The sequence below is a fragment of the Nitrospiraceae bacterium genome, assembly GCA_020632595.1.
Taxonomy (GTDB): domain Bacteria; phylum Nitrospirota; class Nitrospiria; order Nitrospirales; family UBA8639; genus Nitrospira_E.
Genome location: JACKFF010000019.1, coordinates 1 through 21793, shown reverse-complemented (window position 1 = coordinate 21793; position 21793 = coordinate 1). Strand labels below are relative to the sequence as shown.

Genomic DNA, 21793 nt, shown 5'->3' with positions numbered 1-21793 from the left:
ATCAAGTGGAAGGCCCGGAGCAGGCCTGTCGGGAGCCATACTTCGCCCCGGGGATGACATCCAACTTGTTGACCTGACTGGTATCTGTCAGAGACTCTAACAACTCTTTTGCCGAACGATGAAACACCGGATGAGTCCAATCAGGATCTACTTCCACAAGCGGTTCCAGCACAAATCGTCGCTGATGGAGGCGGGGATGGGGAACGGTGAGTCCTGGTTGTTCGATCACCTGTTGGCCAAAAAATACAATGTCAAAATCCATCGTGCGTGGACCGCGACGGTTGTCTTCGTCACGGCCCAACGCTCGTTCGGTTTCATGAAGTATGTCCAGCAGTCGTTGAGGACTGAGCGTGGTTTCCAGCCTCACCACACCATTATAAAACCAGATGGGTCCCAAAATTCCCTGAGGATCGATCGGTTCCGATTCGTAATACGAGGACACTCCGGTGACACGGGAAAGAGGGAGCAGATGCATCAGGGCCACCGCCCGGTCGCACAATTCCTGGCGATCTCCTGCGTTGGAGCCAAAAGCGATAAATACGATTTCCTGAGCCATTTCGTTTGTTCGCAGATTCGCCAAAATAAATGGTTACCACCCGATCTTTTTCATTCGTTCCACGGCTTCTGCTAATTTTTCTTTTGTGGTCGTGACCGTCATCCGGATATAGCCTTCTCCCGGATCGCCAAATCCATTGCCCGGCGTCGTCACAATTCCGGCTTTCTCAATAAGATGCGCCGTGAAAGACGCCGAGGTAAAGCCTTTCGGCACACCGATCCAGACGTAAAACGCCGCCGGAGGAGAATCCAGTTCCAAGCCCATGCTTTTCAAGCCGGGCACCAGGACGTCCCGCCGTTCTTGATAAATCGTTCGCAAGCCTTCCGTCACCGAATCATCCAGTTGCAAGGCGGTGATGCCTGCTTCTTGAATCGCTTGAAACACCCCGGAATCAATATTGGTTTTGACCTTCCCCAAACCCGAGATGACTTCCTTTCTCCCTACGGCGAACCCGATGCGCCAACCAGTCATATTGTACGTTTTGGACAGCGAGTGGAATTCCACCCCCACGTCTTTTGCGCCCGCCGCTTCCAAAAAGCTCGCCGGCCGTTTGCCGTCATAATAAATTTCGGAATAGGCCGCGTCATGGCAGACAATAATCTGATGCTCTTGCGCAAAATCCGCCACGTGTTTAAAAAATTCCTTGCTCGCCACCACCGACGTCGGATTATTCGGGGAGTTGAGAAACATCATTTTGGCTTTTTGGGCAATATCCTTGGGAATGGCAGACAGGTCCGGCAAAAACCCATTCTCTTTCGTCAATGGCATGGTGTAGGAAACTCCCCCGGCAAAACTGGTTGCGACGGGGTATACCGGATATCCGGGACTCGGAACCAACACGATATCTCCCGGATCGATAAAGGCCAATGGAATATGGCCGATGCCTTCTTTCGACCCGATCAGTGTCACGACTTCTGTTTTGGGGTCCAGGGTCACGCCAAACCGACGTTGATACCAATCGGCGACCGCAGTCCGGAATGACAACATGCCATCATACGAAGGGTACTGATGGTGCTTGGGATTCCCCGCCTCGCGTCGTAATGATTCAATGATCGGTTCAGGCGTCGGCAAATCAGGATCACCAATACCTAAATTGATGATATCCATGCCACGCTCGATGGCCTTACGCTTCATGTCATCGATGGCGGCGAATAAGTAGGGGGGGAGCGTGCGGATTCTTTCTGCATACTGAATAGGAAACCCTGCCATGAATTCGTACTCCTTTTCAGAAACTGGTGAATATGAGCCTGTTACGGTACCAAATATGGAACCGGTTACGGTACCGTCCCGGAAAAAATCATGTCGAAACGAGAAATGGGAACATGAATTCAGAGGCAGGTGTCACCCTATCCGAACCAAATGTTCCATGAGGCGATCAGCCAATTGATGAAGCCCGGGTAGATGCGGTCGGGACCGGTCTTGAATAGACTCCGGCGACACCCCCCCTCGTTGAACATCTTGCGGGCATTCACGGCACAAGGCCGCAATTCCCGCTTCTTCCAATTCCAGATGAAACAGGAGGCCATACGTTCGATCCGACATCCGGAATGCCTGAACAGGAAAATCAGCAGAAGTCATCAAATGCGTGCCTCCCGGAGGAAGGGTGATCCCTTCTCCATGCCATTGGAACACGAGAAAGTCCTGAGGCATGCCACGCAGTATGGGATCGGTCTGTCCCATGTCGGTCAGGGATACGGAACTCATGCCAATTTCAAACTTCGGCCCCGGTGCCACCGAACCACCCAACGCTTTGGCCAGCAACTGCGCGCCGAAACAAATACCCAGGACAGGAATATCACGCGCGAGAGCCCTCTTTACAAATTGGAGTTCATCCTCAATCCACGGATCACGATCATTGACGGACATCGGTCCCCCCATGATGAGAAGAAAATCCCCTGGATCCGCAGGCAAACCCTCTGCAGGAACGACCACATTTCGGACCGCATACCCACGAGTTTCCAGGGCCCGACGAAAGACGCCAGGACCTTCAAACACGACATGCTGGAGGCAGAGGGCAACCTTCATGAGGCAAGTATTGGGGTTGATTCAGGACAGGAAGCCAATCACCGAGGGACAGGACACACCCTTCGTCACCCGGCTTAGATAGAGCAATAGATCAGGGGGTAGAGAGAGACGTGACAGGGCAGAAATGGATTAAAAGGTCTAAGAATGTCCATTCAACGCAAAACCATTTGTAAACAAAGACTGTTGACCATTCTTCTTATTCACACATTCCACCAAATGCCAGAACCGCAGCGGATTCACTTTCTTTTTATTAACCACCATCAGACACGTGCCTTCCAGGACCGTGTGCAATGCAAGATCGGTTCGGAATCCAATATGCTTACACAGAGGAGAAATCCATTTTTCTACCGCCGCAATCACTTTATTCCCATTGCTAAAGTGATTCAGCATAATGATCCGGCCACCGGGCTTACACACGCGAATCATTTCGTCCACCACACTTCGATAATCAGGAACTGCCGTGACGACATAGGCCGCCATCACAATATCATAGTGATTATCCGGAAGATCCATTTTCCCCGCATCCATTCTCTTAAGGGTCACATGATTCAAACGGTGCTCCTGAACCCGACGCCGGGCATGCTCCAACATACCATCTGAGAGGTCAATACCAAGGACTTCGCAACAGGAGGGATAGAGAGGGAGCGCTTCTCCGGTTCCTACGCCAACCTCAAGAACCCGATGCCCTGGCTCAATGGGAAGCCCTCGGACCGCCGATTCGCGCGATTGCTGAAATACTTTTCCAAAGGTATGGTCATAAACAGATGCGTACGCACTGTACACACGCTCAACTTTCTCAAGATTCATTGTTTCTCCATGATGGTGTCCTTCGCAATCCACACCCCTTCAAGGGAAATTGACGTTCGACATTTATTCCGTGTGATAAGGGATTGCTTACCTGAGGCGAGAACCCCAAATAACTGGTGCCGTAGGGGGACGGCCCACCTATGTATATAAAAATTCAAACAGGGCGCTAATCTACCGGAGCGGCATGAGGGAGTCAACTAGAAATCCTTTTTTCAGCCTCTCCCCCCTTCGAAGTGTGAAAGTGTCCGGATAGGCCCCCTCTTTAACCGGACGCCATCCAGGGATTGCAATGGCTTAAGGTGTCCTCTACAATTCCGGCATTCATCCTGAGTCATGCCTCGAAAGTACCAAGGAGAATGCGCATGGTTTCAATGCTGTCTTTGTACATTCGTCTCCCTCTCACTCTTTGTGCCCTGACCGCGATCGGGGTGGGGACTCACCCATCGCTCTCCTCCGCAATTGAATTGTCCATTACATTGGATCAAGCCCATAAGGCCATGGCAGCTGGTCGCAAAACGATGGAACAAGCCGATTCGGTCGAGGATGTGGCAGCAGTGATGAAAGCCTCGGAGCGTGCGGTTCGGGTCGGCGCTGACCCGGAAGTGGAACCCTGTGGGGCGCATGCCATTTTAAGAACACGCCTCTATTGGTTGGAATACTTTGGACGCCGCGAAGCGGCGGAATCCAAACGCCAGAAACAAGACATTCGTATGCCGGAAGCCAAAATCCAGGAAATTCTGGAAATGCCCTACCTTGAAGTTGAGGTTCGCCTTTGCGGGGAGGATGAATTCTTTGCGGAAGGAGCAGAAATTGCTCTCCAGCAGGGTTCAGCGACCATTCGCCCTGTGGATATCGGGCCGGCTGAGCGCGGTCGAAAAAATCCAGGGGATACCGTCAGCTACCGGTCGAGGTTTACAGCACGCTTCGCCTATGCGGACTTCGATCCAATGGCGCCTGGAACCCTCGCAGTATTTTTTCCTGATGGAAAACTGATCAACATACCAGCCGACTTCTCCAAAATTCAGTAACCCCATTTTCACGGGAACCGGATTAACCAATTCTCAACTGCTACCTCTTACCCTTTCAATGGCAGGCGGCAAGGGGCCTGCTTTTCTTTATTTATCCATTCGGCTCTTATGACTCTTTATTGAGACAACGGTTGGGCTGAGTCTTCCCTGGGCTCCGTTATTCCCTCGACCTCTCTAAGTGTATAGAGGTGATGATAGAGCCCCCGCTTGGCCAGTAGCTCTTCGTGCTGGCCTTCTTCCACAATTGTGCCTTTATGCAGAACCAGAATACGATGCGCCCGCTGAATGGAAGAAAACCGATGCGCAATCATGAGGGTGGTGCGTCCCTTCATCAGTTCCGTTAACGCCGCCTGGACCAGCGATTCCGACTGGCTATCCAATGCTGAGGTGGCTTCATCCAGGATCAAAATTCTCGGGTCTTTAAGCAGCGCCCTGGCAATGGCGATGCGCTGCCGCTGTCCACCCGACAAATTGATCCCTTTTTCCCCGAGAATTGTGTCATAGCCATCCGGGAGCGACTGAATAAATTCATGGGCATTGGCTCGGCGACTAGCCTCAATCATGTCAGATTCAGAGGCATCGGCTCGACCATACCGGATATTGTCTGCAATCGTTCCACCAAAAAGCAGGGTTTCCTGCGGCACAAGCGCCAGCTGCTGATACAAACTCTCCACTTGAATGGATTTGAGATCATGCCCATCGATAAGCACCCGGCCTGCAGTTGGATCATAAAATCGATGCAGTAAATTCACAATTGTTGTTTTTCCGGCTCCGGTGGGTCCTACCAACGCCACACATTCCCCGGCCTGAATCGAAAATGACACCGCATCCAATACGGGGGATCGGCCCTCATAGCCAAATTGCACGCAATCGAACTCGACTTTTCCATGAATGGGCGTTAAGGCCTTTGCCATCGGACTATCATGAATTTCCAGTGGCGTATCCAAGAGTTCAAATACCCTCGTCATCGCGCCTTGCACTTCCTTAACCTGAGAGAACATTCGGGCCGCTGACCCAAACGGGCCAATTAAAATCCCCGCAAATAAAACAAAGGCAAATAATTCCCCAGGAGAAAGCTGGCCTTCGATGACTTGCTTGCCCCCATACCATAAGACGCCAATCGCCATGACAAAGGTACAGAAGGTGATGACAGGAACAAATACGGCCAACACCGCTGTCCGTTTCATAGTGGTGGCTAATAGAGTCTCTACGGCTGAACGAAACCGCGCGTCCTCTCGTTTACCCTGAACAAACGATTTGACCACACGAATGCCTGACACCACTTCTTCAATCAGCGTGGTAACATGGGCCGTTTGATCTTGAATTTGCATGGATAAGGCTTTCAACCGCCTCCCAAACATCCTGGCGACGACGGCCAGCAATGGCAAAAGTATGAGAATCAGGACACACAACCGCCAATTCATCACCAACAAAAATCCCACGCCCCCAATGATGGTCACGAGATGCTTCAGGGCATCCATCGGGGTCTCAGTTAATAAATTTTGAATCACCCCGACATCGTTCATCAATCTGGAAATCAACTCTCCTGTGCGCCGTTTGGCGAAGAAATTCAGTGACAACCGATGGAGATGAGAAAAAACGTGGGTACGGAAATCCGCCATCACATGCTGGGAAGCCAGCGAGGTCAAATAACTATGGGCCATGGATAAGAGGCCCTGCCCGATCACCAATCCGACAAAGACCCATACCATGCTTGTCAATTTCGGCAAATCGCGTTGGACCGTAATAAGATCCCACAAGGAGCCGCCCAACCGGATGAGTAACAGGTTGCAGGCTGCAACACCCATCACCAGGCCCCCCGCACCGGCCATGGTCATCAGATACGGACGAAGGAAGGGAATGAATCGGGACAGATAGTTCATAAAGACCTTACACGAACAGGTGATAGTATCCGTTGAGAGTAAGAACGGGATGCCCTAAAACCCAAACCGGCAGGCGCAACAAGGCGAGAGAAAAGACGAATGAAGCGGCTAGTCGAGTTGAATAACCGATTCGATCTGATTTTTATTTAAAGCCACAAACGCAGAATGTTCAGTGTCATTGATCAGCACATCTGTTAAGTTAATAAACAAGACAGACTCATCATTTAAAACATCTGAAATTCGATTTCGCATAGGCGGGATCAAGATATCTCCCACATAAGATGACAGAGAGGAACGTACCCGAATACGAGTTTTTTTCCCCTGGGTCATATGCAAACCCTTGACCATCCCGGCCTATGGAAATTAATTACGACGTTTGGCAAATTTCATTCGGCGAAGGAGCTTTTTGTGTTTATGCTTGCGCATTTTCTTCCTACGCTTTTTGACAACACTCGACATAAAGTTACATTCCTGGGTGAAATCGTTTCTGCTACCGTTGTTCGAAAAAATTTTTCCGCGTATTTGCCAAACTGGCCCCCTCCTACCGGCTGACTAACTATCATAGGGCCAAGAAAGGTGTCAAGGAAAGCAGCTGCATCTTAGCTGGTCCTTCCCATAATAATCATTAACTTTCTATAAATTCTCTTGACCCCCTCCGGCATTCTTCTTCATTATAGAATTTCATGATTCTACTTAAATTTTTGAATAAACATGTTTTTACGATTTTGATAACCTTTTCGGTCATTTTGTCACTTGCCGGAACAGGATGTTCGAAAAAAGCCCCAAAATATCCCGAGGACCACGCCAGATTCCAACGAGTGGTGCAGGCCATCAAAGCACTGGAAACGGCCTATGTCAATCAAGATGCCTCGGGCTTCCAGGAATTACTCCTTCCATTGGAGAATCTTGACCTCCTTGAGGCCCATGTTCGGGAGGACTTTGCCACGTTTTCAAGTATTCGGTTAGACCTGACCATCGACCGCATGGTGATTGATGGAGACCGAATTTCGGCCTTTGTATCCTGGCAAGGCAACTGGGAACGCACTCCCCAGGGACCCTCCGCTCAAGCGAGCGGTCATGGAATTCTGTTATGGAGTGGCAATCAAGTTATTCTGCTCCGCAGGATCGAAGGAGACCTGCCGTTTGGTATGACACACCGTCTCAATTTTCCCTCATAATCATCAATCCTTTTGTCCTGTTCCAGTCATTACCATGTCTTCCATCACATCGCACCATTCCTCTCATGTGATTCCCACGGATTTTCTGATTTTGGGCGCAGGGGTGGCGGGTCTTCGAGCCGCAATTGAATTGAGTCGACATGGACAAGTCATCATGGTCGCCAAAGGTGGCCCCCAGGACAATAATTCCTTTTACGCCCAAGGTGGCGTGGCGGTGGCGATGAGTGAAGAAGATGACGTGGTTCTCCATTTGGCGGATACCCTCAAAGCCGGCCATCAACTCTGTTCGCGGCCAGCCACAAAAATACTCGTTGAAGAAGGCCCCTCTCGCATTCATGAATTGATCGAATGGGGAGCAAAATTCGACACCGTGGATGGCAAGCTGGCGTTCACCCGAGAGGGAGCCCATAGTCGCCACCGAGTCTTACGAGCCGGAGGGGATGCCACCGGCAGCGAAATGGTTCGTGCGCTCAGCGTAAAAGCCCAAACTCTGAAAAATCTGACATGGATGGGCAATCATGTTGCGGTTGAGCTGTGTATCCAAGAGGGACGATGCTGGGGCGCATTAATTCTGGATGAATTGAGTGGGCATCTTAAGATCGTCTCTGCTCCGGCCACGATTTTGGTTACAGGAGGAGCCGGACAGGTCTATGCTCGAACCACCAATCCAGCCAATGCGACAGGAGATGGCATCGCCATGGCATTTCGAGCCGGCGCCATGCTGGAGGATATGGAATTCGTCCAGTTTCATCCGACCGCACTGTATCTCCCTTCGAGCCCTCCCTTTTTGCTATCGGAAACGCTACGAGGAGAAGGAGGAATTTTGCGAAATAATCGCTGCGAACGCTTCATGAAAAACTATCATCGGAGCCAGGAACTCGCGCCCCGAGACATTGTATCCCGAGCGATCTGGACAGAAATGCAACGAACCAAAGCCCGCCATGTCTATTTAGATGTGACGCATTTGGGGGCAACCTTTCTGAAAGAACGGTTTCCCACCATTTACTCAACCTGCCTACGATACGATATCGACATCACGGAGGAATGGATCCCCGTCTCCCCCAGCGCTCATTATTTTATGGGGGGAGTCAAAACCGATCTGCATGGGGCCTCTACCCTTCCAGGTTTGTTTGCGGCTGGAGAAGTGGCCTGCTCCGGCGTGCACGGTGCGAATCGACTGGCGAGTAATTCTTTGCTGGAAGGTCTGGTCTTTGGCTATCGCGCAGCTCAAACCGCTTCAATGTGTCCGACGACCGGCTCTGCTCCAGACTTTTTGGATTCCCTACTTCTCCGAAAACCCACCGGCCGGAAGATGTCCACTCAAGATGTGGAAAAAATTAGAAACTCCCTGCGGCGTTTAATGTGGTCCAAAGTCGGATTGGTGCGGACAGGAAACTCATTAAAGAAAGCGGTCGATCAGATCCAGCAATGGTCGCAAAAGCTGTCGGCTGCTCCGTGGAACCGGCCGGGATTAGAAACACGGAATATGGTTCTGGTTGGGCAATGTATTGCCGAATCTGCACTGTGGAGAGCCAATAGTGTCGGCGCCCATTTCCGCGAAGACTTTCCGTTCTATAAAGGTTTGGCATGGAAAAACCATAGCCACTGTCAACAGGAAAATCCTTCCAAGGCCACAGAAATAACCCGGAAGAAACCAAGAAAGACCACACAGCGTTGAATGTTATGATGCGTGTGGGCCCGTGACAACCGGCCCCAACCATCGTTCCAAATTTTCCTGGAAAGCCCGCCATAAGGCCATCGTGATTTCCCCACTCCTGCCTTGTCCAATAGAATTTCTTCCAATTTGAGAGACCGCCATAATTTCCAAACCCGTATTCGTTATAAAGCACTCATCCGCTTGAAGCACGTCCGCGGCCGCATACGCCCCTTCTTCCACTTCAATCCCTAACTCCCTTGCTAAGATTATCACCACTTCCCGAGTGATCCCCTCTAGGATCCCGCAAGCCACCGAAGGAGTATGCAACCGGTGGTTGGACACAAAAAAGATATTGCTCGTCGTACATTCCGTCACATGGCCATCCATATTCAACATCAAAGCGTCAAACGCTCCAGCCTGCCCAGCTTCCTGCTTGGCCAGAATGTTGTTGAGAAAACTCAGCGACTTAATTTGCGGCGATTGGGCAGACTTTGGATTCCGTCGAACAGAGACGAGCTGCAACCGGACTCCCTGCTCCCGCATCTGGGCAGGATAGGACACTACAGGCTTTGCCATCACGACGATAGTGGGGCTGGGACAGAGACCGGGGTCAATCCCGAGTTCTCCTTCCCCTCGAGAGATCGTCACGCGCAGACCGGCATCCTGAAGCCCATTCCGAATGAGCATTTCGGTCATGATGCTTGCCCAGGCATGATCCTGAATTGGAAGAACCAGGCGGATCAGTTCACAGGATCGTCGAAGTCGCGCCAGGTGCCGTTCTAATAAAAAAATTCGTCCCTGGTAGACGCGCAAAGTTTCATAGACTCCATCCCCGTACAGAAACCCATGGTCAAAGACCGAAATCCGAGCCTGTTCTTTTTTCACAAACTCCCCGTTGAGAAATATCCACATCTCTTTTCCCTGTTTTGTCATCAGCCGTTCGCTTTTAGAACTTGAAAAAAGGCTTCGGCTTTTTGAAGCGTTTCCTGATACTCCCGGTCCGGTTCGGAATCAGCCACAATCCCCGCTCCCACATGAAGCCATCCGTGTCCTTCCGTGAGCAACAACGTGCGAATGGCAATATTCAAATCAAGATTTCCATTCCATCCAATAAACCCAATCGACCCGGTGTATATTCCCCGACGAACAGGCTCAAGCTGCTCGATAAGTTCCATGCAGTGGACTTTCGGCACTCCGGTAATCGTCCCTCCAGGAAACGTGGCTCGAATAAGGTCGAAAGCATGGCAAGTGCCCCGCAAACGGCCGGAAATCTGGGAAACCATATGCATGACATGAGAATATCGCTCTACCGTCATGAATTCATTGACCCGAACGGATCCATAATCGCATACCCGCCCCAGGTCATTTCGAGCCAAATCAACCAACATGAGATGCTCCGCCCGTTCCTTGGGACAAGACAACAGCTCTTCCGCCAGGAGGCGATCATCGTGAGATTCTTTGCCACGAGGCCTGGTGCCCGCGATTGGACGCATATCGGCATATCCCTCTGCAAGACGGACTAATCGCTCCGGGGAATTACACACAATGACGTCGGACTCCAACACGAGGAATGCCGAATGGGGAGAGGGATTAACCTTGCGCAATTGCCGGTATAAGTCGGCTCCGGCTTCGGCTTGGCTTGCAAAACCCTGAGTCAAGCCCTCTATCCGAAACCGATGAGAGAGATTGGCCTGATAAATATCCCCCGCAGCAATAAACTGCTGGCAGGCACGCACGCGATCCATATACTCCAAAGACGATTGCTCCCCCTCAATGCGAAACAAGGACTGCGGGGAGTGCATCTTTGTTGGAAGATTCTCAGGGATCATCACCCTGGCTTGCAGATCAGACAGGCGCGCCAGTCCTTCGCGATGCAAATGATCCCAGCTTTCGGTCGCCAGGCGTTCCGGCGAAGGTGAAAATATCAGCCAGGCCCCTGGCGCGTGATGATCCACAATGACAAACATCTCGACAAACAGAAAGTACAGATCAGGAAAATGCAGATCATCCCGTAGACGTTCTGGTAAGACTTCAAACATGCGAACAAGGTCGTAGCTGAAACAACCGATCGCTCCTCCCTGGAAAGGCGGGAGGTGGGGCCACGAAGGAACCGGCTGACCTATAAAGGTACGCTGCAACAATGCGAATGGATCACCAATGTGCGTTTCCTTTTTATCTGCCGAAACAATTTCATACGTATGCCCCTTCCCCCGAACGACACGATAGGGATTGCATCCCATGTAGGAATAACGATGCGGCGCTCCCTCCCGAACGGCATCATGCTCCATGAAAAATGAATGCGGAGCATAACCGGTCACCCGGCCAAAGAGATCAAAGGGATCATCAAAAGGAGGGGAACAATGCTGAATAAGCGGAAAATACGGATTCGAATGAACCGAGGAAGAAACACCTCCTTCGGCATGCTTGGAAATGGGGGACAAGGGTTAAGGACTACCTGATGGAGGAGATTCCAACGCCCGCATGGCGTCTTCGGGAGACAACAACCCCTTTTGCACCAGGGTATCGAGCAGATCTTTGACGGCTTTTTCAGAAGACCGCCGAATTCCGCGAACCCGAACACCAGGAGGATAAAATCGAAGAAAATCAGGATTTGTCACCCGTATGGTGACCGCCTCGCTCTCTCCATACGGTGACAGTTCCGGCCCGGTACTGGGAATCCTGAAAAACGGTTTCCCATCCTGGGTCACCCCATCGGAACCTTCAATTCTGACACGGTTGATGATCTCTTTTCCGGAAATTTCCAGGACGGAATCCACCACCAGGACCAGGGAGTCTGCAATCAGCGGCTGGCCCGTTTGGTTTTTGACCTTCACCGTGTATTCGACTTCACTCACTGAGGTTAAGATATCGTTTCCAGAGAAAGGGTCAAGCTGCTTGTATTGCACAACAGGCACCACTCCGCCCGTTAAATCCGGCAAATCATCAACTCCGGATGAAGTGGCCAACACGAAATTCCAACTTGTGGCAACCGCCATGATCAGGAGTAACACAAAATGTTTCATCATGAATGTTAGCCAAAAATTGAAACCGAACCTAAACCCGCGAGGAGGCTTCCTGGTTTTCCTTATCCCCTGACTCTACCTTACCATAACAATATTGAGAAATGGGACCTTTGTTGCTTGACATGATTCAGGATTTTTTGTTTGAATGTGACCCCTTCCAACGACTCGCCTTGCCGATTGAAAAAATGGCACCTTCTCAGGATCCAATGTTTGCGGGGCTGGGACAGGCAATGCGAGTGGGGACGGACCTTCTTGCCGCCCTTATCGTCGGTGGATTCCTTGGTTGGTTACTTGATTCGTATGTGTTGAATACCACGCCGTGGGGTGTGGCGATAGGACTGGTACTGGGATTAATCGCTGGAGTTCGCAACGCCTACCGTTCAGCTCAGCGTTGGAAACAATGAGTCGCTAGACACAAGGTTTAGTTTTGGAAGATCCGTTACATCCCTTCGAGCTTCATAACTTTCTCCCGCTTTCCATTTTCGGCCTTGACGTTTCCGTCAACAAGGCCGTCTTGATGATGTGGGTCGTAGTGGGACTTGTGACTTTCATATTATTGAAAGCCGGTGGTGCCAGGGCACTCGTACCTTCTAAGCTCCAAAGTCTTGCGGAGTTGCTGGTCGACTTTATTCGCGGGATTATCCACGACACGATGGGGGCCTCCGGGATGCGGTATTTCCCGCTCATCAGCGCCCTCTTTTTGTTTATCTTATTTTCAAATCTGGTCGGTCTGATACCTGGATCCTATACAATTACCAGCCAAATTATTGTGACCGGAGTATTCGCTGTAGGGGTCTATCTACTAAGCCTTATCGTCGGATTTCAACTCCATGGGGCAAAATTCCTGGGTATACTCGTTCCACCCGGCACACCAGGGTGGCTCCTTCCCTTAATGATTCCCATTGAATTAATTAGTCAAATTGCCAGACCAATCTCACTGGCTGTCCGATTATTCGCCAATATGACTGCAGGCCATGTGATTCTTGGGGTATTGTTCGGTCTCACTATTGCCGGCGGCCTCCTGATAGGATGGCTGCCTTTTTCCTTTACTATCGCGCTCTATGGCTTAGAAGTCGGGATTGCCTTTATTCAGGCCTATATTTTTACCGTTTTAACCTGCGTCTATATTGGCGACGCGATGCATTTACACTAACTGTCATTCGAACGAACAGATCAGAGGACGTTTTTACAATTAGTCCCTTTTAAACTGGGAGGACAACACTACAATGGATTCTGCAGCAGCAGCACTTTTGGGAATGGGCCTGGCAGCGGCGGGCTTTGCGGGTGCCGGTATCGGCATCGGGTATATTTTTGGAAAAATGATTGAGGCGGTTGCCCGCCAACCAGAAGCCGAAGCTCGAGTCGGCAAGTACATGTGGATCGGGTTTGCCTTGGTCGAAGCGATCGCGCTGTACGGACTGGTCATCGCCTTTATCATCATGGGCAAAGGATAAAGGGCTCCTGACCTATGCCACAATTTGACTCACACTTCTTTTCGTCGCTGATATTTTGGGAACTCCTGTCATTTGGGATCCTCTTATGGGTGCTCTATAAGTACGCCCTCCCCCCGATCCTGGAAACACTGGAAACCCGGGAACGAAAGATCAGGGAAAGCCTCGACCAGGCCGAACAAAACCGGCTTGCAGCAGAACGAAAGCTCAAAGAATACGAGGCCAAACTGCAGGTGGCTGCCAAAGAAGTGGAAATGATCCTGGCAGAAGCCAAGCAACAAGCTCAACGACTGCTTGATGAAAACGCGCAACGGATTCGGGCCGAATCCGAGAGAATTAAAGAGGAAACGACCCAAGACATTGAACGGGAACGACGTAAGGCCATTCAAGACATCAAGACCCAATCCGCTGAGCTTGCCCTCATGGTTGCGGAAAAGGTGATCGGTCGAAGTCTATCGGACGATGATCATCGGCGATATGCTGAAGAAGCGCTCGCAGCCGTCGCTGCCCAATCAAAAAACTAAGGCTTTCCCCATTCTCTGCGAATAGCCTCAAGCACAGAACTATTCTTTCAAGAATCGCCTACATCAAAACGCCGGTTACTATAAAAAAGAGGGAAGAAACACTTCCCTCTTTTTTATGGTGTTCCCAAGGACACTTGCAAACAAGGGAGTGTTGAATAATAAAGATGTTCAAGGGCAAATTTGCCCAGGATTAGATCACTCATCAAAGGCTCCGGGTCGGTTCAAAAAGTCCGTCCAGCAAGGCCGCAGCCGCTTTTGCGCGCGGAGCGTACGCGTAGTACGTGAGCAGGGAAAAATGGCGAGAACGCCGCTGGCGGCTTTTTTCAACAGACCCAACAAGGGTTTTTGAGTGAGACACTCCCAATAACTTACTCCAAAAATCATGACCTATGCTTCAATCGTTCGCTGAGGAAAGATTTCCACCTCCGGCCCGATACCCTTCTAAGTCCAGCGTCACCGTTTGAAATCCCAGCTTCTTAAATTCCTCCACTAACCGGGATCTGACCGGTTCTTGTGTCAAAATCGACATTTGGGACGGGGCAATCTCGATTCTCGCCAAATCGCCGTGAAGGCGGACCCGCACTTGCGTCACTCCTTGAGCCACCAAAAATGCCTCGGCACGCTCTACCCGTGAAAGATAGGCTTTTGTAATTGGAAGTCCACGGGTAATTCGTGAAGACAAACAGGCTGCGGCAGGCTTACTCCAATTTGCCAACCCCAAACCTTTCGCCAATTCCCGAATATCCGCCTTATTGAATCCCGCTTCAACCAGAGGGCTCCGCACGCCGAGTTGTCGGGCCGCGTTTATACCGGGACGATCTTCCCCTAAGTCATCCACATTAGTCCCGTCTACGATTGTCTGAAATCCCACGGCATCCCGAAGGGTAGAAAGTAACCGGTATAAGTCTGTCTTGCAATGAAAGCACCGGGTTGCATCATTTTTGACAAACGCATCAATTTGCAATTGATCCGTTTCCACAAATTGCAAGGGCACCCCGATCGCGGCACTTAATCGCTTGACTTCTTCCACCTCCAGCGATGGAAAGGTTGGCGAAATCGCCGTGACCGCTTTAGTCCGGGGCCCAAGTGTGTCAAAGCCCACTTTTAACACAAGGGTGCTATCGACCCCTCCCGAAAACGCGATTACGACCGATCCCATTTGCTGAAAAAGCGATTGCAAGGCCTCATACTTCCCCTGCAGAGTTGGCTTAAGGCTGAGCATAGAGAGGGAGACTCCTTTTCTTGTTCGTCGTCGTCTGATGTAAAACTTCGGAAGCTGATCGACCCAATTGACCGCAAGCTCCCAACACATCGTCTCCCCGGCTTTTTCGGAGAAACACATCCAGACCTTTGCTTCTGACAATTGCTTGAAAGGCATCAATAACTTCTAATGACGGACGCCGAAACGGATTACCCGGGAATTCATTAAAAGGAATCAAATTCACCTTACATCGGATTCCCTGTAAAAGGCGCACCAAACGCCTGGCATCATCCAGTGAATCATTGACCCCCGCTAACAACACATACTCAAACGTCAGGGGGCGTTCGCTGAATTGGGTATAATCGCGACAGGCATCGAGCAATTGGGATAAATCATAGCGACCATTCACTGCAGGCATCAGACGTGCCCGCTGCTCATTGGTCGTGCCGTTTAAGGATATGGCCAGATTCACGCCTAATCGCCGCACATCGGGAAATCGCGGAATCCATCCTGCTGTTGACACCGTAATCCGTCGCGGAGAAAAACCCAAACCCCACTCAATATTGGTCAGACGCTGAATCGCTTCGGCGACCGGCTCAAAATTCACTAATGGCTCTCCCATTCCCATGAACACCAGAGAAGACAGATGCTCCCCTTCCGGCAGATAAGCCTGGACATTCAACACCTGCCCGACAATTTCATGCGCGCGCAAACTTCGCTTCAGGCCCATCTCTGCCGTTAAACAAAATCCACAATCCAGCGTGCAGCCGACCTGAGATGACAGACACAAAGTCCGTCGACGACCATCCGGGATCAATATCGTTTCCACAGCCAGGCCATCCTCCAAATTCCATACAAACTTTGCCGTGCCATCGCTGGCAATCGTTGGCGGTGAAAACCCCATGCGGTGAATGGTCGACACCTCCTGCAACCTGGCCCGGTCGGCTTTTGACAGGTTCGTCATCGAATCAATATCCACTGCACGATGTTGATAGAGCCATCTCAGGATTTGGTCGGCCCGGAATCGTGGCCAACCGAGTTCCTGAACGAAAGCATTCAGTTCATTCGCATTAAGGGCCAGCAGGTTAAAATGGACGGTATTTTTGGTCATCAGATCTGAATCTCACAATTAAATATCTCGACAATCATAACATCCCTAGGCCCCCAAGCCACCTCAAGAATAGTCGAGAGTTTACGGAAATGCCAAATTAATACTAGGTATTTCTACACCACAACCTGTTGTCATGTCATCCCTGGCATGCTTCAAACACCGAGTTGTTCAATACTATACTTCCGAACTTTAAATTCTTACCAATAAACGATATCTCTATCTTATTGACGATTGTTATAGAAATTTTCTTCCATGCCCTCATCAACAATTAAAAAAAACAAACCCCTCCACCACGATATAATACCTAGTTAATAAGGCACATTTAAAATCTAAAGATAAAGAACATACCAAATATTGAATTTATAAAATCTTAAGGCCCAAAATTTAGGCTTTCATTTTTAACATGTAATTTTATAATGACATCTTTACAAACACACCATTTATTTATAAACAACCAATCGCAATTTGCATATTTGTTTGAAGTCACCCTTTAAAATTAAAAATTTAAAGCTTGCTTGTTGACATTGCTTTAAAACACGAATAGAATGAGGCTCAACATATGGTGGAGTTTGCAAAATGGAGGACCAAAATGACCAGCTTAAAGATATCAGCGATGGGCTGGAACAGCGCATCAGTGTGTATGAGCGCAAACTCAAGGATCTCCAAAAAAAACGGGAGCAGGTAGGTGAGGAAATTGCGACGGTTGAGAAATATCTGGAGTTGGCAAAAACCCTCTATCGCGTCGAAGCCGACAAAGCGAAACTGGCGAGTCTCTCCAGCCAGATCTTCTCGGAAAAAGAGGGGGATCTGTCCTCAACCAACATTGACGTCGCGTCTAAGTCGAGGGAAATTCTGCTAGGCCGAAGCAAATACGTGGGCATGAGCGTCCCTGATGCAGTGTACATGGTTCTTCAAGAGGTTGGTCGTCCATTGCACGCTAAAGAACTTTTTCAACGACTCAAAGAAGGCGGGATGCCTATCCGGGGAAAAACCCCAGTCACCTCTGTCGCAACATCATTAAAAAGGGATCCTCGTTTTCGTAAAGTGGGCCCGAATACATTCGAAGTCAATCACGAAAAATCTTTAACCAAAGCCGTCTGACCAATATTGACGGGCATATCTGAAAGGGGGTGAGTGAATTGGCAGCAACGAAAAAGAAAGCCGCTCCAAAGAAAAAGGCCGCGGCCGCGAAACCCAAAGCTAAAGCAAAAACCAAGAAGAAGTAGCTGTAGATCCCACCTGCAGTGCCACCGGGAGTGGGGCCACCCGCTCCCGGTGTGTTTTTCTCCTCACCTCCCTTAAAACACTCACACAACAAATTCATATGATCGCATCCTGACGCTTGGGATTTCCGCAGACTTCAGGTATGCTCAAAATCGATCTATTTCCCATCATCTATGGCACTATCCCCTACCGAATATCACTCCTTAACCCGCATCGCCATTCAAGCCGCCAGGCAGGGCGGAGCGATCCTGCTCGACTATGCCAAAAAAGGATTTCAGATCCACCAAAAGGACCAAGCCATCAACCTGGTCACCGAAGCTGACCTGCGCTCAGAAGAAGCTGTCATTCAGACCATCCGACATGCGTTTCCCGAACACCAGATCCTCAGCGAAGAACAGGGCCTGCAGGACATCCCCACCCATCCCGTCAAATGGATCGTCGATCCCTTGGACGGAACCACCAATTTCACCCATGGCTTTCCCATGTACAATGTCTCTATCGGGGTGGAATATGAAGGCACGTGCGTCCTGGGAGTGGTCTATGATCCCACACGGGACGAACTGTTTCTGGGGCAACAAGGGAAGGGGGCCACACTCAACGGCACACCCATTCATGTCTCAGCGACACCTCATTTACATGAAGCGTTACTCGTCACCGGCTTTGCCTATGACGTGCACACCGCCAAAGATAATAATCTCAAGGAATTTTGCGCATTCACCCTCCGTGCGCGCGGGATGCGCCGCACCGGCACCGCCGCAATTGATCTCTGCTACATCGCCTGCGGCCGATTCGATGGCTTTTGGGAACTACAACTCAATCCGTGGGACACTGCGGCAGGCAAAGTCATCCTGGAGGAAGCCGGGGGAAAGATAACAAATTATGCAGGCGAACCCTACTCCATCTATGGCAGCACCCTTATCGCCACCAACGGCCATATCCATCAGGAAATGGCTGAGGTCCTCAAGAAATGTCGTCAAGAATAAGTCCGTCATCTCCCCCTGATCAAAACCGGATCACGATTTCCTCAAAGGCTCTTTCCTCCAGCCTTCTCGCTACCTATTGATCTTTGCATACCTCTTCACAAACGTCCTGTTAGGTCGGTTCGGCCAGTAGCTGCTGAATAGTTTTTTCGATTTCTTCATAGCTGCCTTCACCGATCTTGGTGTATTGAATATTTCCCCGCTTATCGATCAGATACAGCGTCGGCCAATAGCGATTGCGGTACTGTCGCCAGTTCCGGAATTCATTATCGATGGGCACGGCATAGGGAATGTGGTGTTCCTCAATGTAATCTTTGACCTTTTGCACATCGTATTCATATTTGAATTCCGGCGAATGGACTGCAATTACAACCAGCCCTTGCTTGGCGTACTTGTCGTGCCATTCCTTGACATACGGTTCGATATTCCGGCAGTTCCAGCATCCAAATGTCCAAAACTCCACCATCACCACCTTGCCACGGAGATCTTCCATCTTGAGTGGCACTGAGTTAATCCACGCTGGACTAATGATGTCAGGTGCTGGAGAAGTATTCGCAAAACTCAGGGAGGAAAAATTCAAGAAGACACTCATCATTCCGAAAAGAGCCATACCCACCAAAATTTTCATTGGTTTCTTGAACATTTCCACAGCTCCTTTATGAATTTTTTGCCTTCCTTTGGTAAGCCACTCACTCACCTGCCGCTCTGCTTGGTCTTTCCAGTCATCCGTCTGTTACACAGCCCATTTCATAAAACTTAGCCTCTGCGAGATAAGGAAAACTTGAAGTTTTTCCCGCGTTTTGTTTTTATAGTTGCCTTCAGCCAAATAGAAGAAAAGAAGCATGATCAGTTGGCGGAATCAATTCAACAAAAAGTAGAAGATTGATTTGTACAATCTTGAACTCCTTCAGCCAGACTATGTCCTTATGAATTCTGGGCTATGAATAATTTGAGCAAGTTTGGAAGCCCCTGTCATCCTCAGTGAAACGAAGAATCGGGCTAACCTGTGCCATATTCAACATGGGCACAGATCCTTCGCCGTTGGCCCAGAATGACAGACTTGTTGTCAAAGGTAAAACTCTGTTTTTACAAACGATTGCACTCATGGAAAATTTGACCCACAATTGGCGGCTTCGTTTTATCCTTCAATAAGTTTCATCGTTTATTTTTTCACTGAGCCAGACCCATATCCATCCTGTCTTTATTTCCTATGCCTGCCCCGCCATCCGCCAACGTGCAGATGCGGTCATCATGAACCAGGCGGGCTGGCGTTTTCCATGAGTCGGACATTGTAACCGGTGAACAGCTCCCTGAGGTGCTCGTCGATGCCCGCAGGAAAAACAGCATGATTGTAGTGTATCCAACATTCTAGAATTGCTGTTCACATTCAGCAGAATATACATTTAACAATGGAACCCCAAATTAATTAGCAATACTTTTGAAATGATATGTTCGAGTTGTTCGCATAATAAACAAGCGCCATACCGGGGTTTGGAGTTCTCACATGTCTGAAAACACCAGGACTCTGATTGGATATACGACTTATTTGATCGGTACGGTTGGATGCTTGCTGTGCGGAGTGCTAGTTAGCGGCTTAATGACACTTAAGGGATGGTCAGTTGGCTTCTTTTGGCTCACCATCATTGGATTGATTACATGCACCGTCATGGTCATTTTTTCAAGCTATTTTCTGGTACCCCCTTTTGACCGAATTGCCGAAATTGACAACCGACCGCCGGTGCTGTTCCTCCGTCCTTTTAATGAAGACAAATCAAGAACCTATGACGTTATTTCAGCAGGCGAAAGTACCGTCCCCATTCAAGGTACCAGCGAGGATTTCCTCCTTGCACTCAATGCCATCGGACCTTTTGTATCGATAGGAGAACCCAATTGGGAATCACGAATAGGAATCTTTCCTCAGGGAGCTTATCGAATTTTTGTGCGGCAGCAGGGCTGGCAGAAGAAAGTGGAGGAATTGCTCAGTCAATCTCGATTAGTTGTATTAACCGTTGGTGAATCTGCCGGCATAGAGTGGGAGATCGAGACGGTAAAAAACAATGTTCACCATACCTCTCTGCTTCTTTATTTACCACCACGTCCCACTGATGCTCTAACAAAAAAAGGAAGAGCTAAAAAAGAGAAGGCATTCTACGAGGAATTTAAGGCAATAATAGAAAAACATTTTCCAATCCATTTGCCAAATTTTCAGGATGCCATTTACATCATTGGTTTCACAGAAGATGGAACCCCGATTTTCGGCCAGAGCACCTCCAAGAAAAAATGGTGGTTTACAGAGTTCGATCGAACGTCAACAGGGGTTTCTGAGCAACTAAAACACGTGCTGAGTGTGATCTTGCCTGATCATGATCTTTCTTCATATACCATTATTGGACAGCCTGCCATGTATGCACGCTATATAGTTGCCACAGTACTTTTTTTCTTTGGCTTGGGACTAGGTTGGATATGGCAAGATTCAGATTTTTCTGTCTCAGGAGAATTTCGAATGATCTTTAATGTGATTACCACAATTATTATTCAATTCACATTAGTCATCGGATGGGTTTTGATCGCGAAATATTTCCGCCAAGCATGGATTTGGATAATACCTGTGTGTATCGGTACCGGTTCAGTATTTACCATCGTTTTTACCTTGTACCAGAATAGAATACTTGTTGATCTTAATTTTATTTATTCCGTGCTAAATATGACGGGTGCCATCAACACCTTAACCAGTGTCGTATCATCCCTGCTCATCCTGATGTTGGGGATCTGGTTAAATGGAAGAAAGCCGTCCCCTTCTGAATAGTCCATTTCTATGACCTTCCCCGCACACGGAACACAGAATCCCTTTATTGATCAAGCAGCTTCAGTCGCAACGCAAGCCTCATGTCATTATCATTCTGTCAAATCTTGGGCGACGACATGCAAATACCTAAGAGGAGTGGAAGGATTTTCCGATAGACGAAATTACCCCATATCCCGGAAACTGTGATCGGGGTTGCGTTCGCCGGCGAAGTTTTTCGACCAGGAGCTGCGAAACAGGACGACGGCTCTGTCCCGGCTGTCTTTGACGACGAGGGCATCAGAGGGCGGCTTAAAGGTCTTAACATCGCCCACCAGCCAGGCGCTGGATTCATAGGGCAAT

The 21793-nt window shown here is 49.5% G+C and carries 23 protein-coding genes; 10 read left to right on the top strand and 13 right to left on the bottom strand.

Annotated features, from left to right (window positions below; genetic code table 11):
• Window position 1: 1 nt before the first annotated feature.
• From folK to H6750_19935, 4 genes are all read right to left on the bottom strand, one after another.
• Window positions 2-580 (bottom strand): 2-amino-4-hydroxy-6-hydroxymethyldihydropteridine diphosphokinase, encoded by a 579-nt coding sequence (gene folK, locus H6750_19950; GenBank protein MCB9776586.1) that lies wholly within the window; start codon window positions 578-580, stop codon window positions 2-4.
• 9 nt (window positions 581-589) lie between these two features.
• Window positions 590-1765 carry an LL-diaminopimelate aminotransferase gene (locus H6750_19945; protein ID MCB9776585.1) on the bottom strand — a complete coding sequence of 392 codons (1176 nt, stop codon included), beginning with the start codon at window positions 1763-1765 and terminating at the stop codon, window positions 590-592.
• Window positions 1766-1897: 132 nt separating this feature from the next.
• Window positions 1898-2581, bottom strand: a complete 684-nt coding sequence (locus tag H6750_19940; GenBank protein MCB9776584.1) for a type 1 glutamine amidotransferase — start codon at window positions 2579-2581, stop codon at window positions 1898-1900.
• Window positions 2582-2719: 138 nt separating this feature from the next.
• Window positions 2720-3388: a methyltransferase domain-containing protein gene (locus tag H6750_19935; GenBank protein ID MCB9776583.1), complete on the bottom strand. Its 669-nt coding sequence runs from the start codon at window positions 3386-3388 to the stop codon at window positions 2720-2722.
• Window positions 3389-3750: 362 nt separating this feature from the next.
• On the opposite strand from H6750_19935, the gene H6750_19930 reads away from it, so the two are divergent.
• Complete coding sequence (locus tag H6750_19930; protein ID MCB9776582.1) at window positions 3751-4416, top strand: hypothetical protein; 666 nt, start codon at window positions 3751-3753, stop codon at window positions 4414-4416.
• Window positions 4417-4532: 116 nt separating this feature from the next.
• Here H6750_19930 and H6750_19925 read toward each other — a convergent pair whose 3' ends face one another.
• Together H6750_19925 and H6750_19920 are read right to left on the bottom strand one after the other, a co-directional pair.
• Window positions 4533-6299, bottom strand: coding sequence for an ABC transporter ATP-binding protein (locus tag H6750_19925; protein ID MCB9776581.1), 1767 nt, complete (start codon window positions 6297-6299; stop codon window positions 4533-4535).
• Window positions 6300-6662: 363 nt separating this feature from the next.
• Window positions 6663-6758, bottom strand: a complete 96-nt coding sequence (locus H6750_19920; protein ID MCB9776580.1) for an AURKAIP1/COX24 domain-containing protein — start codon at window positions 6756-6758, stop codon at window positions 6663-6665.
• A gap of 224 nt (window positions 6759-6982) precedes the next feature.
• Here H6750_19920 and H6750_19915 point away from each other — a divergent pair, with 224 nt between their 5' ends.
• Window positions 6983-7477, top strand: coding sequence for a hypothetical protein (locus tag H6750_19915; GenBank protein ID MCB9776579.1), 495 nt, complete (start codon window positions 6983-6985; stop codon window positions 7475-7477).
• A 34-nt stretch (window positions 7478-7511) separates the two neighbouring features.
• The gene (gene nadB / locus H6750_19910; GenBank protein MCB9776578.1) at window positions 7512-9155 is read left to right on the top strand and encodes an L-aspartate oxidase; all 1644 of its coding nucleotides are present in this window, start codon (window positions 7512-7514) and stop codon (window positions 9153-9155) included.
• Window positions 9156-9158: 3 nt separating this feature from the next.
• Here the strand turns inward: nadB and H6750_19905 are convergent, their stop codons facing one another.
• The 3 genes from H6750_19905 to H6750_19895 are packed head-to-tail and all read right to left on the bottom strand — an operon-like array spanning window position 9159 to window position 12160.
• Window positions 9159-10067, bottom strand: a complete 909-nt coding sequence (locus tag H6750_19905; protein ID MCB9776577.1) for an aminotransferase class IV — start codon at window positions 10065-10067, stop codon at window positions 9159-9161.
• On the bottom strand, window positions 10067-11575 hold the full coding sequence (locus tag H6750_19900) for an anthranilate synthase component I family protein (protein ID MCB9776576.1): 1509 nt from the start codon (window positions 11573-11575) through the stop codon (window positions 10067-10069). The genes H6750_19905 and H6750_19900 overlap by 1 nt, the downstream gene beginning before the upstream one ends.
• 3 nt (window positions 11576-11578) lie before the next feature.
• Complete coding sequence (locus tag H6750_19895) at window positions 11579-12160, bottom strand: hypothetical protein (GenBank protein ID MCB9776575.1); 582 nt, start codon at window positions 12158-12160, stop codon at window positions 11579-11581.
• Window positions 12161-12270: 110 nt separating this feature from the next.
• Here H6750_19895 and H6750_19890 point away from each other — a divergent pair, with 110 nt between their 5' ends.
• The 4 genes from H6750_19890 to atpF all read left to right on the top strand — a co-directional run bounded on the left by H6750_19890 (window position 12271) and on the right by atpF (window position 14132).
• Window positions 12271-12561, top strand: a complete 291-nt coding sequence (locus H6750_19890) for an AtpZ/AtpI family protein (protein MCB9776574.1) — start codon at window positions 12271-12273, stop codon at window positions 12559-12561.
• A gap of 23 nt (window positions 12562-12584) precedes the next feature.
• On the top strand, window positions 12585-13310 hold the full coding sequence (locus tag H6750_19885) for a F0F1 ATP synthase subunit A (protein ID MCB9776573.1): 726 nt from the start codon (window positions 12585-12587) through the stop codon (window positions 13308-13310).
• A gap of 73 nt (window positions 13311-13383) precedes the next feature.
• Window positions 13384-13611, top strand: coding sequence for an ATP synthase F0 subunit C (gene atpE / locus H6750_19880; protein MCB9776572.1), 228 nt, complete (start codon window positions 13384-13386; stop codon window positions 13609-13611).
• A 14-nt stretch (window positions 13612-13625) separates the two neighbouring features.
• Window positions 13626-14132: a F0F1 ATP synthase subunit B gene (gene atpF / locus H6750_19875; GenBank protein MCB9776571.1), complete on the top strand. Its 507-nt coding sequence runs from the start codon at window positions 13626-13628 to the stop codon at window positions 14130-14132.
• Window positions 14133-14526: 394 nt separating this feature from the next.
• On the opposite strand, the gene larE is transcribed toward atpF, so the two are convergent.
• Both larE and rlmN read right to left on the bottom strand, forming a co-directional pair.
• Window positions 14527-15354, bottom strand: a complete 828-nt coding sequence (gene larE / locus H6750_19870; GenBank protein ID MCB9776570.1) for an ATP-dependent sacrificial sulfur transferase LarE — start codon at window positions 15352-15354, stop codon at window positions 14527-14529.
• Window positions 15341-16444, bottom strand: a complete 1104-nt coding sequence (gene rlmN / locus H6750_19865) for a 23S rRNA (adenine(2503)-C(2))-methyltransferase RlmN (GenBank protein MCB9776569.1) — start codon at window positions 16442-16444, stop codon at window positions 15341-15343. The genes larE and rlmN overlap by 14 nt, the downstream gene beginning before the upstream one ends.
• 576 nt (window positions 16445-17020) lie before the next feature.
• On the opposite strand from rlmN, the gene H6750_19860 reads away from it, so the two are divergent.
• Both H6750_19860 and H6750_19855 read left to right on the top strand, forming a co-directional pair.
• Window positions 17021-17545 carry a winged helix-turn-helix domain-containing protein gene (locus H6750_19860; GenBank protein MCB9776568.1) on the top strand — a complete coding sequence of 175 codons (525 nt, stop codon included), beginning with the start codon at window positions 17021-17023 and terminating at the stop codon, window positions 17543-17545.
• Window positions 17546-17841: 296 nt separating this feature from the next.
• Window positions 17842-18651 (top strand): inositol monophosphatase, encoded by an 810-nt coding sequence (locus H6750_19855; GenBank protein ID MCB9776567.1) that lies wholly within the window; start codon window positions 17842-17844, stop codon window positions 18649-18651.
• Between the two features lie 109 nt (window positions 18652-18760).
• On the opposite strand, the gene H6750_19850 is transcribed toward H6750_19855, so the two are convergent.
• Window positions 18761-19291: a redoxin domain-containing protein gene (locus H6750_19850; GenBank protein ID MCB9776566.1), complete on the bottom strand. Its 531-nt coding sequence runs from the start codon at window positions 19289-19291 to the stop codon at window positions 18761-18763.
• 861 nt (window positions 19292-20152) lie between these two features.
• Here H6750_19850 and H6750_19845 point away from each other — a divergent pair.
• Window positions 20153-21454: a hypothetical protein gene (locus H6750_19845; GenBank protein MCB9776565.1), complete on the top strand. Its 1302-nt coding sequence runs from the start codon at window positions 20153-20155 to the stop codon at window positions 21452-21454.
• Window positions 21455-21615: 161 nt separating this feature from the next.
• Here the strand turns inward: H6750_19845 and H6750_19840 are convergent.
• The coding region (locus H6750_19840; GenBank protein MCB9776564.1) for a peptide chain release factor 3 at window positions 21616-21793 on the bottom strand (178 nt) is incomplete at its 5' end.

Bases quoted from the DNA above. Each gene is read 5' to 3' on its own strand.
- H6750_19945 (MCB9776585.1), bottom strand. From the start codon at position 1,765: ATGGCAGGGTTTCCTATTCAGTATGCAGAAAGAATCCGCACGCTCCCC.
- H6750_19940 (MCB9776584.1), bottom strand. From the start codon at position 2,581: ATGAAGGTTGCCCTCTGCCTCCAGCATGTCGTGTTTGAAGGTCCTGGC.
- H6750_19935 (MCB9776583.1), bottom strand. From the start codon at position 3,388: ATGAATCTTGAGAAAGTTGAGCGTGTGTACAGTGCGTACGCATCTGTT.
- H6750_19930 (MCB9776582.1), top strand. From the start codon at position 3,751: ATGGTTTCAATGCTGTCTTTGTACATTCGTCTCCCTCTCACTCTTTGT.
- H6750_19925 (MCB9776581.1), bottom strand. From the start codon at position 6,299: ATGAACTATCTGTCCCGATTCATTCCCTTCCTTCGTCCGTATCTGATG.
- H6750_19920 (MCB9776580.1), bottom strand. From the start codon at position 6,758: ATGTCGAGTGTTGTCAAAAAGCGTAGGAAGAAAATGCGCAAGCATAAA.
- H6750_19915 (MCB9776579.1), top strand. From the start codon at position 6,983: ATGATTCTACTTAAATTTTTGAATAAACATGTTTTTACGATTTTGATA.
- nadB (MCB9776578.1), top strand. From the start codon at position 7,512: ATGTCTTCCATCACATCGCACCATTCCTCTCATGTGATTCCCACGGAT.
- H6750_19905 (MCB9776577.1), bottom strand. From the start codon at position 10,067: ATGACAAAACAGGGAAAAGAGATGTGGATATTTCTCAACGGGGAGTTT.
- H6750_19895 (MCB9776575.1), bottom strand. From the start codon at position 12,160: ATGATGAAACATTTTGTGTTACTCCTGATCATGGCGGTTGCCACAAGT.
- atpE (MCB9776572.1), top strand. From the start codon at position 13,384: ATGGATTCTGCAGCAGCAGCACTTTTGGGAATGGGCCTGGCAGCGGCG.
- atpF (MCB9776571.1), top strand. From the start codon at position 13,626: ATGCCACAATTTGACTCACACTTCTTTTCGTCGCTGATATTTTGGGAA.
- larE (MCB9776570.1), bottom strand. From the start codon at position 15,354: ATGCTCAGCCTTAAGCCAACTCTGCAGGGGAAGTATGAGGCCTTGCAA.
- rlmN (MCB9776569.1), bottom strand. From the start codon at position 16,444: ATGACCAAAAATACCGTCCATTTTAACCTGCTGGCCCTTAATGCGAAT.
- H6750_19860 (MCB9776568.1), top strand. From the start codon at position 17,021: ATGGAGGACCAAAATGACCAGCTTAAAGATATCAGCGATGGGCTGGAA.
- H6750_19855 (MCB9776567.1), top strand. From the start codon at position 17,842: ATGGCACTATCCCCTACCGAATATCACTCCTTAACCCGCATCGCCATT.
- H6750_19850 (MCB9776566.1), bottom strand. From the start codon at position 19,291: ATGTTCAAGAAACCAATGAAAATTTTGGTGGGTATGGCTCTTTTCGGA.
- H6750_19845 (MCB9776565.1), top strand. From the start codon at position 20,153: ATGTCTGAAAACACCAGGACTCTGATTGGATATACGACTTATTTGATC.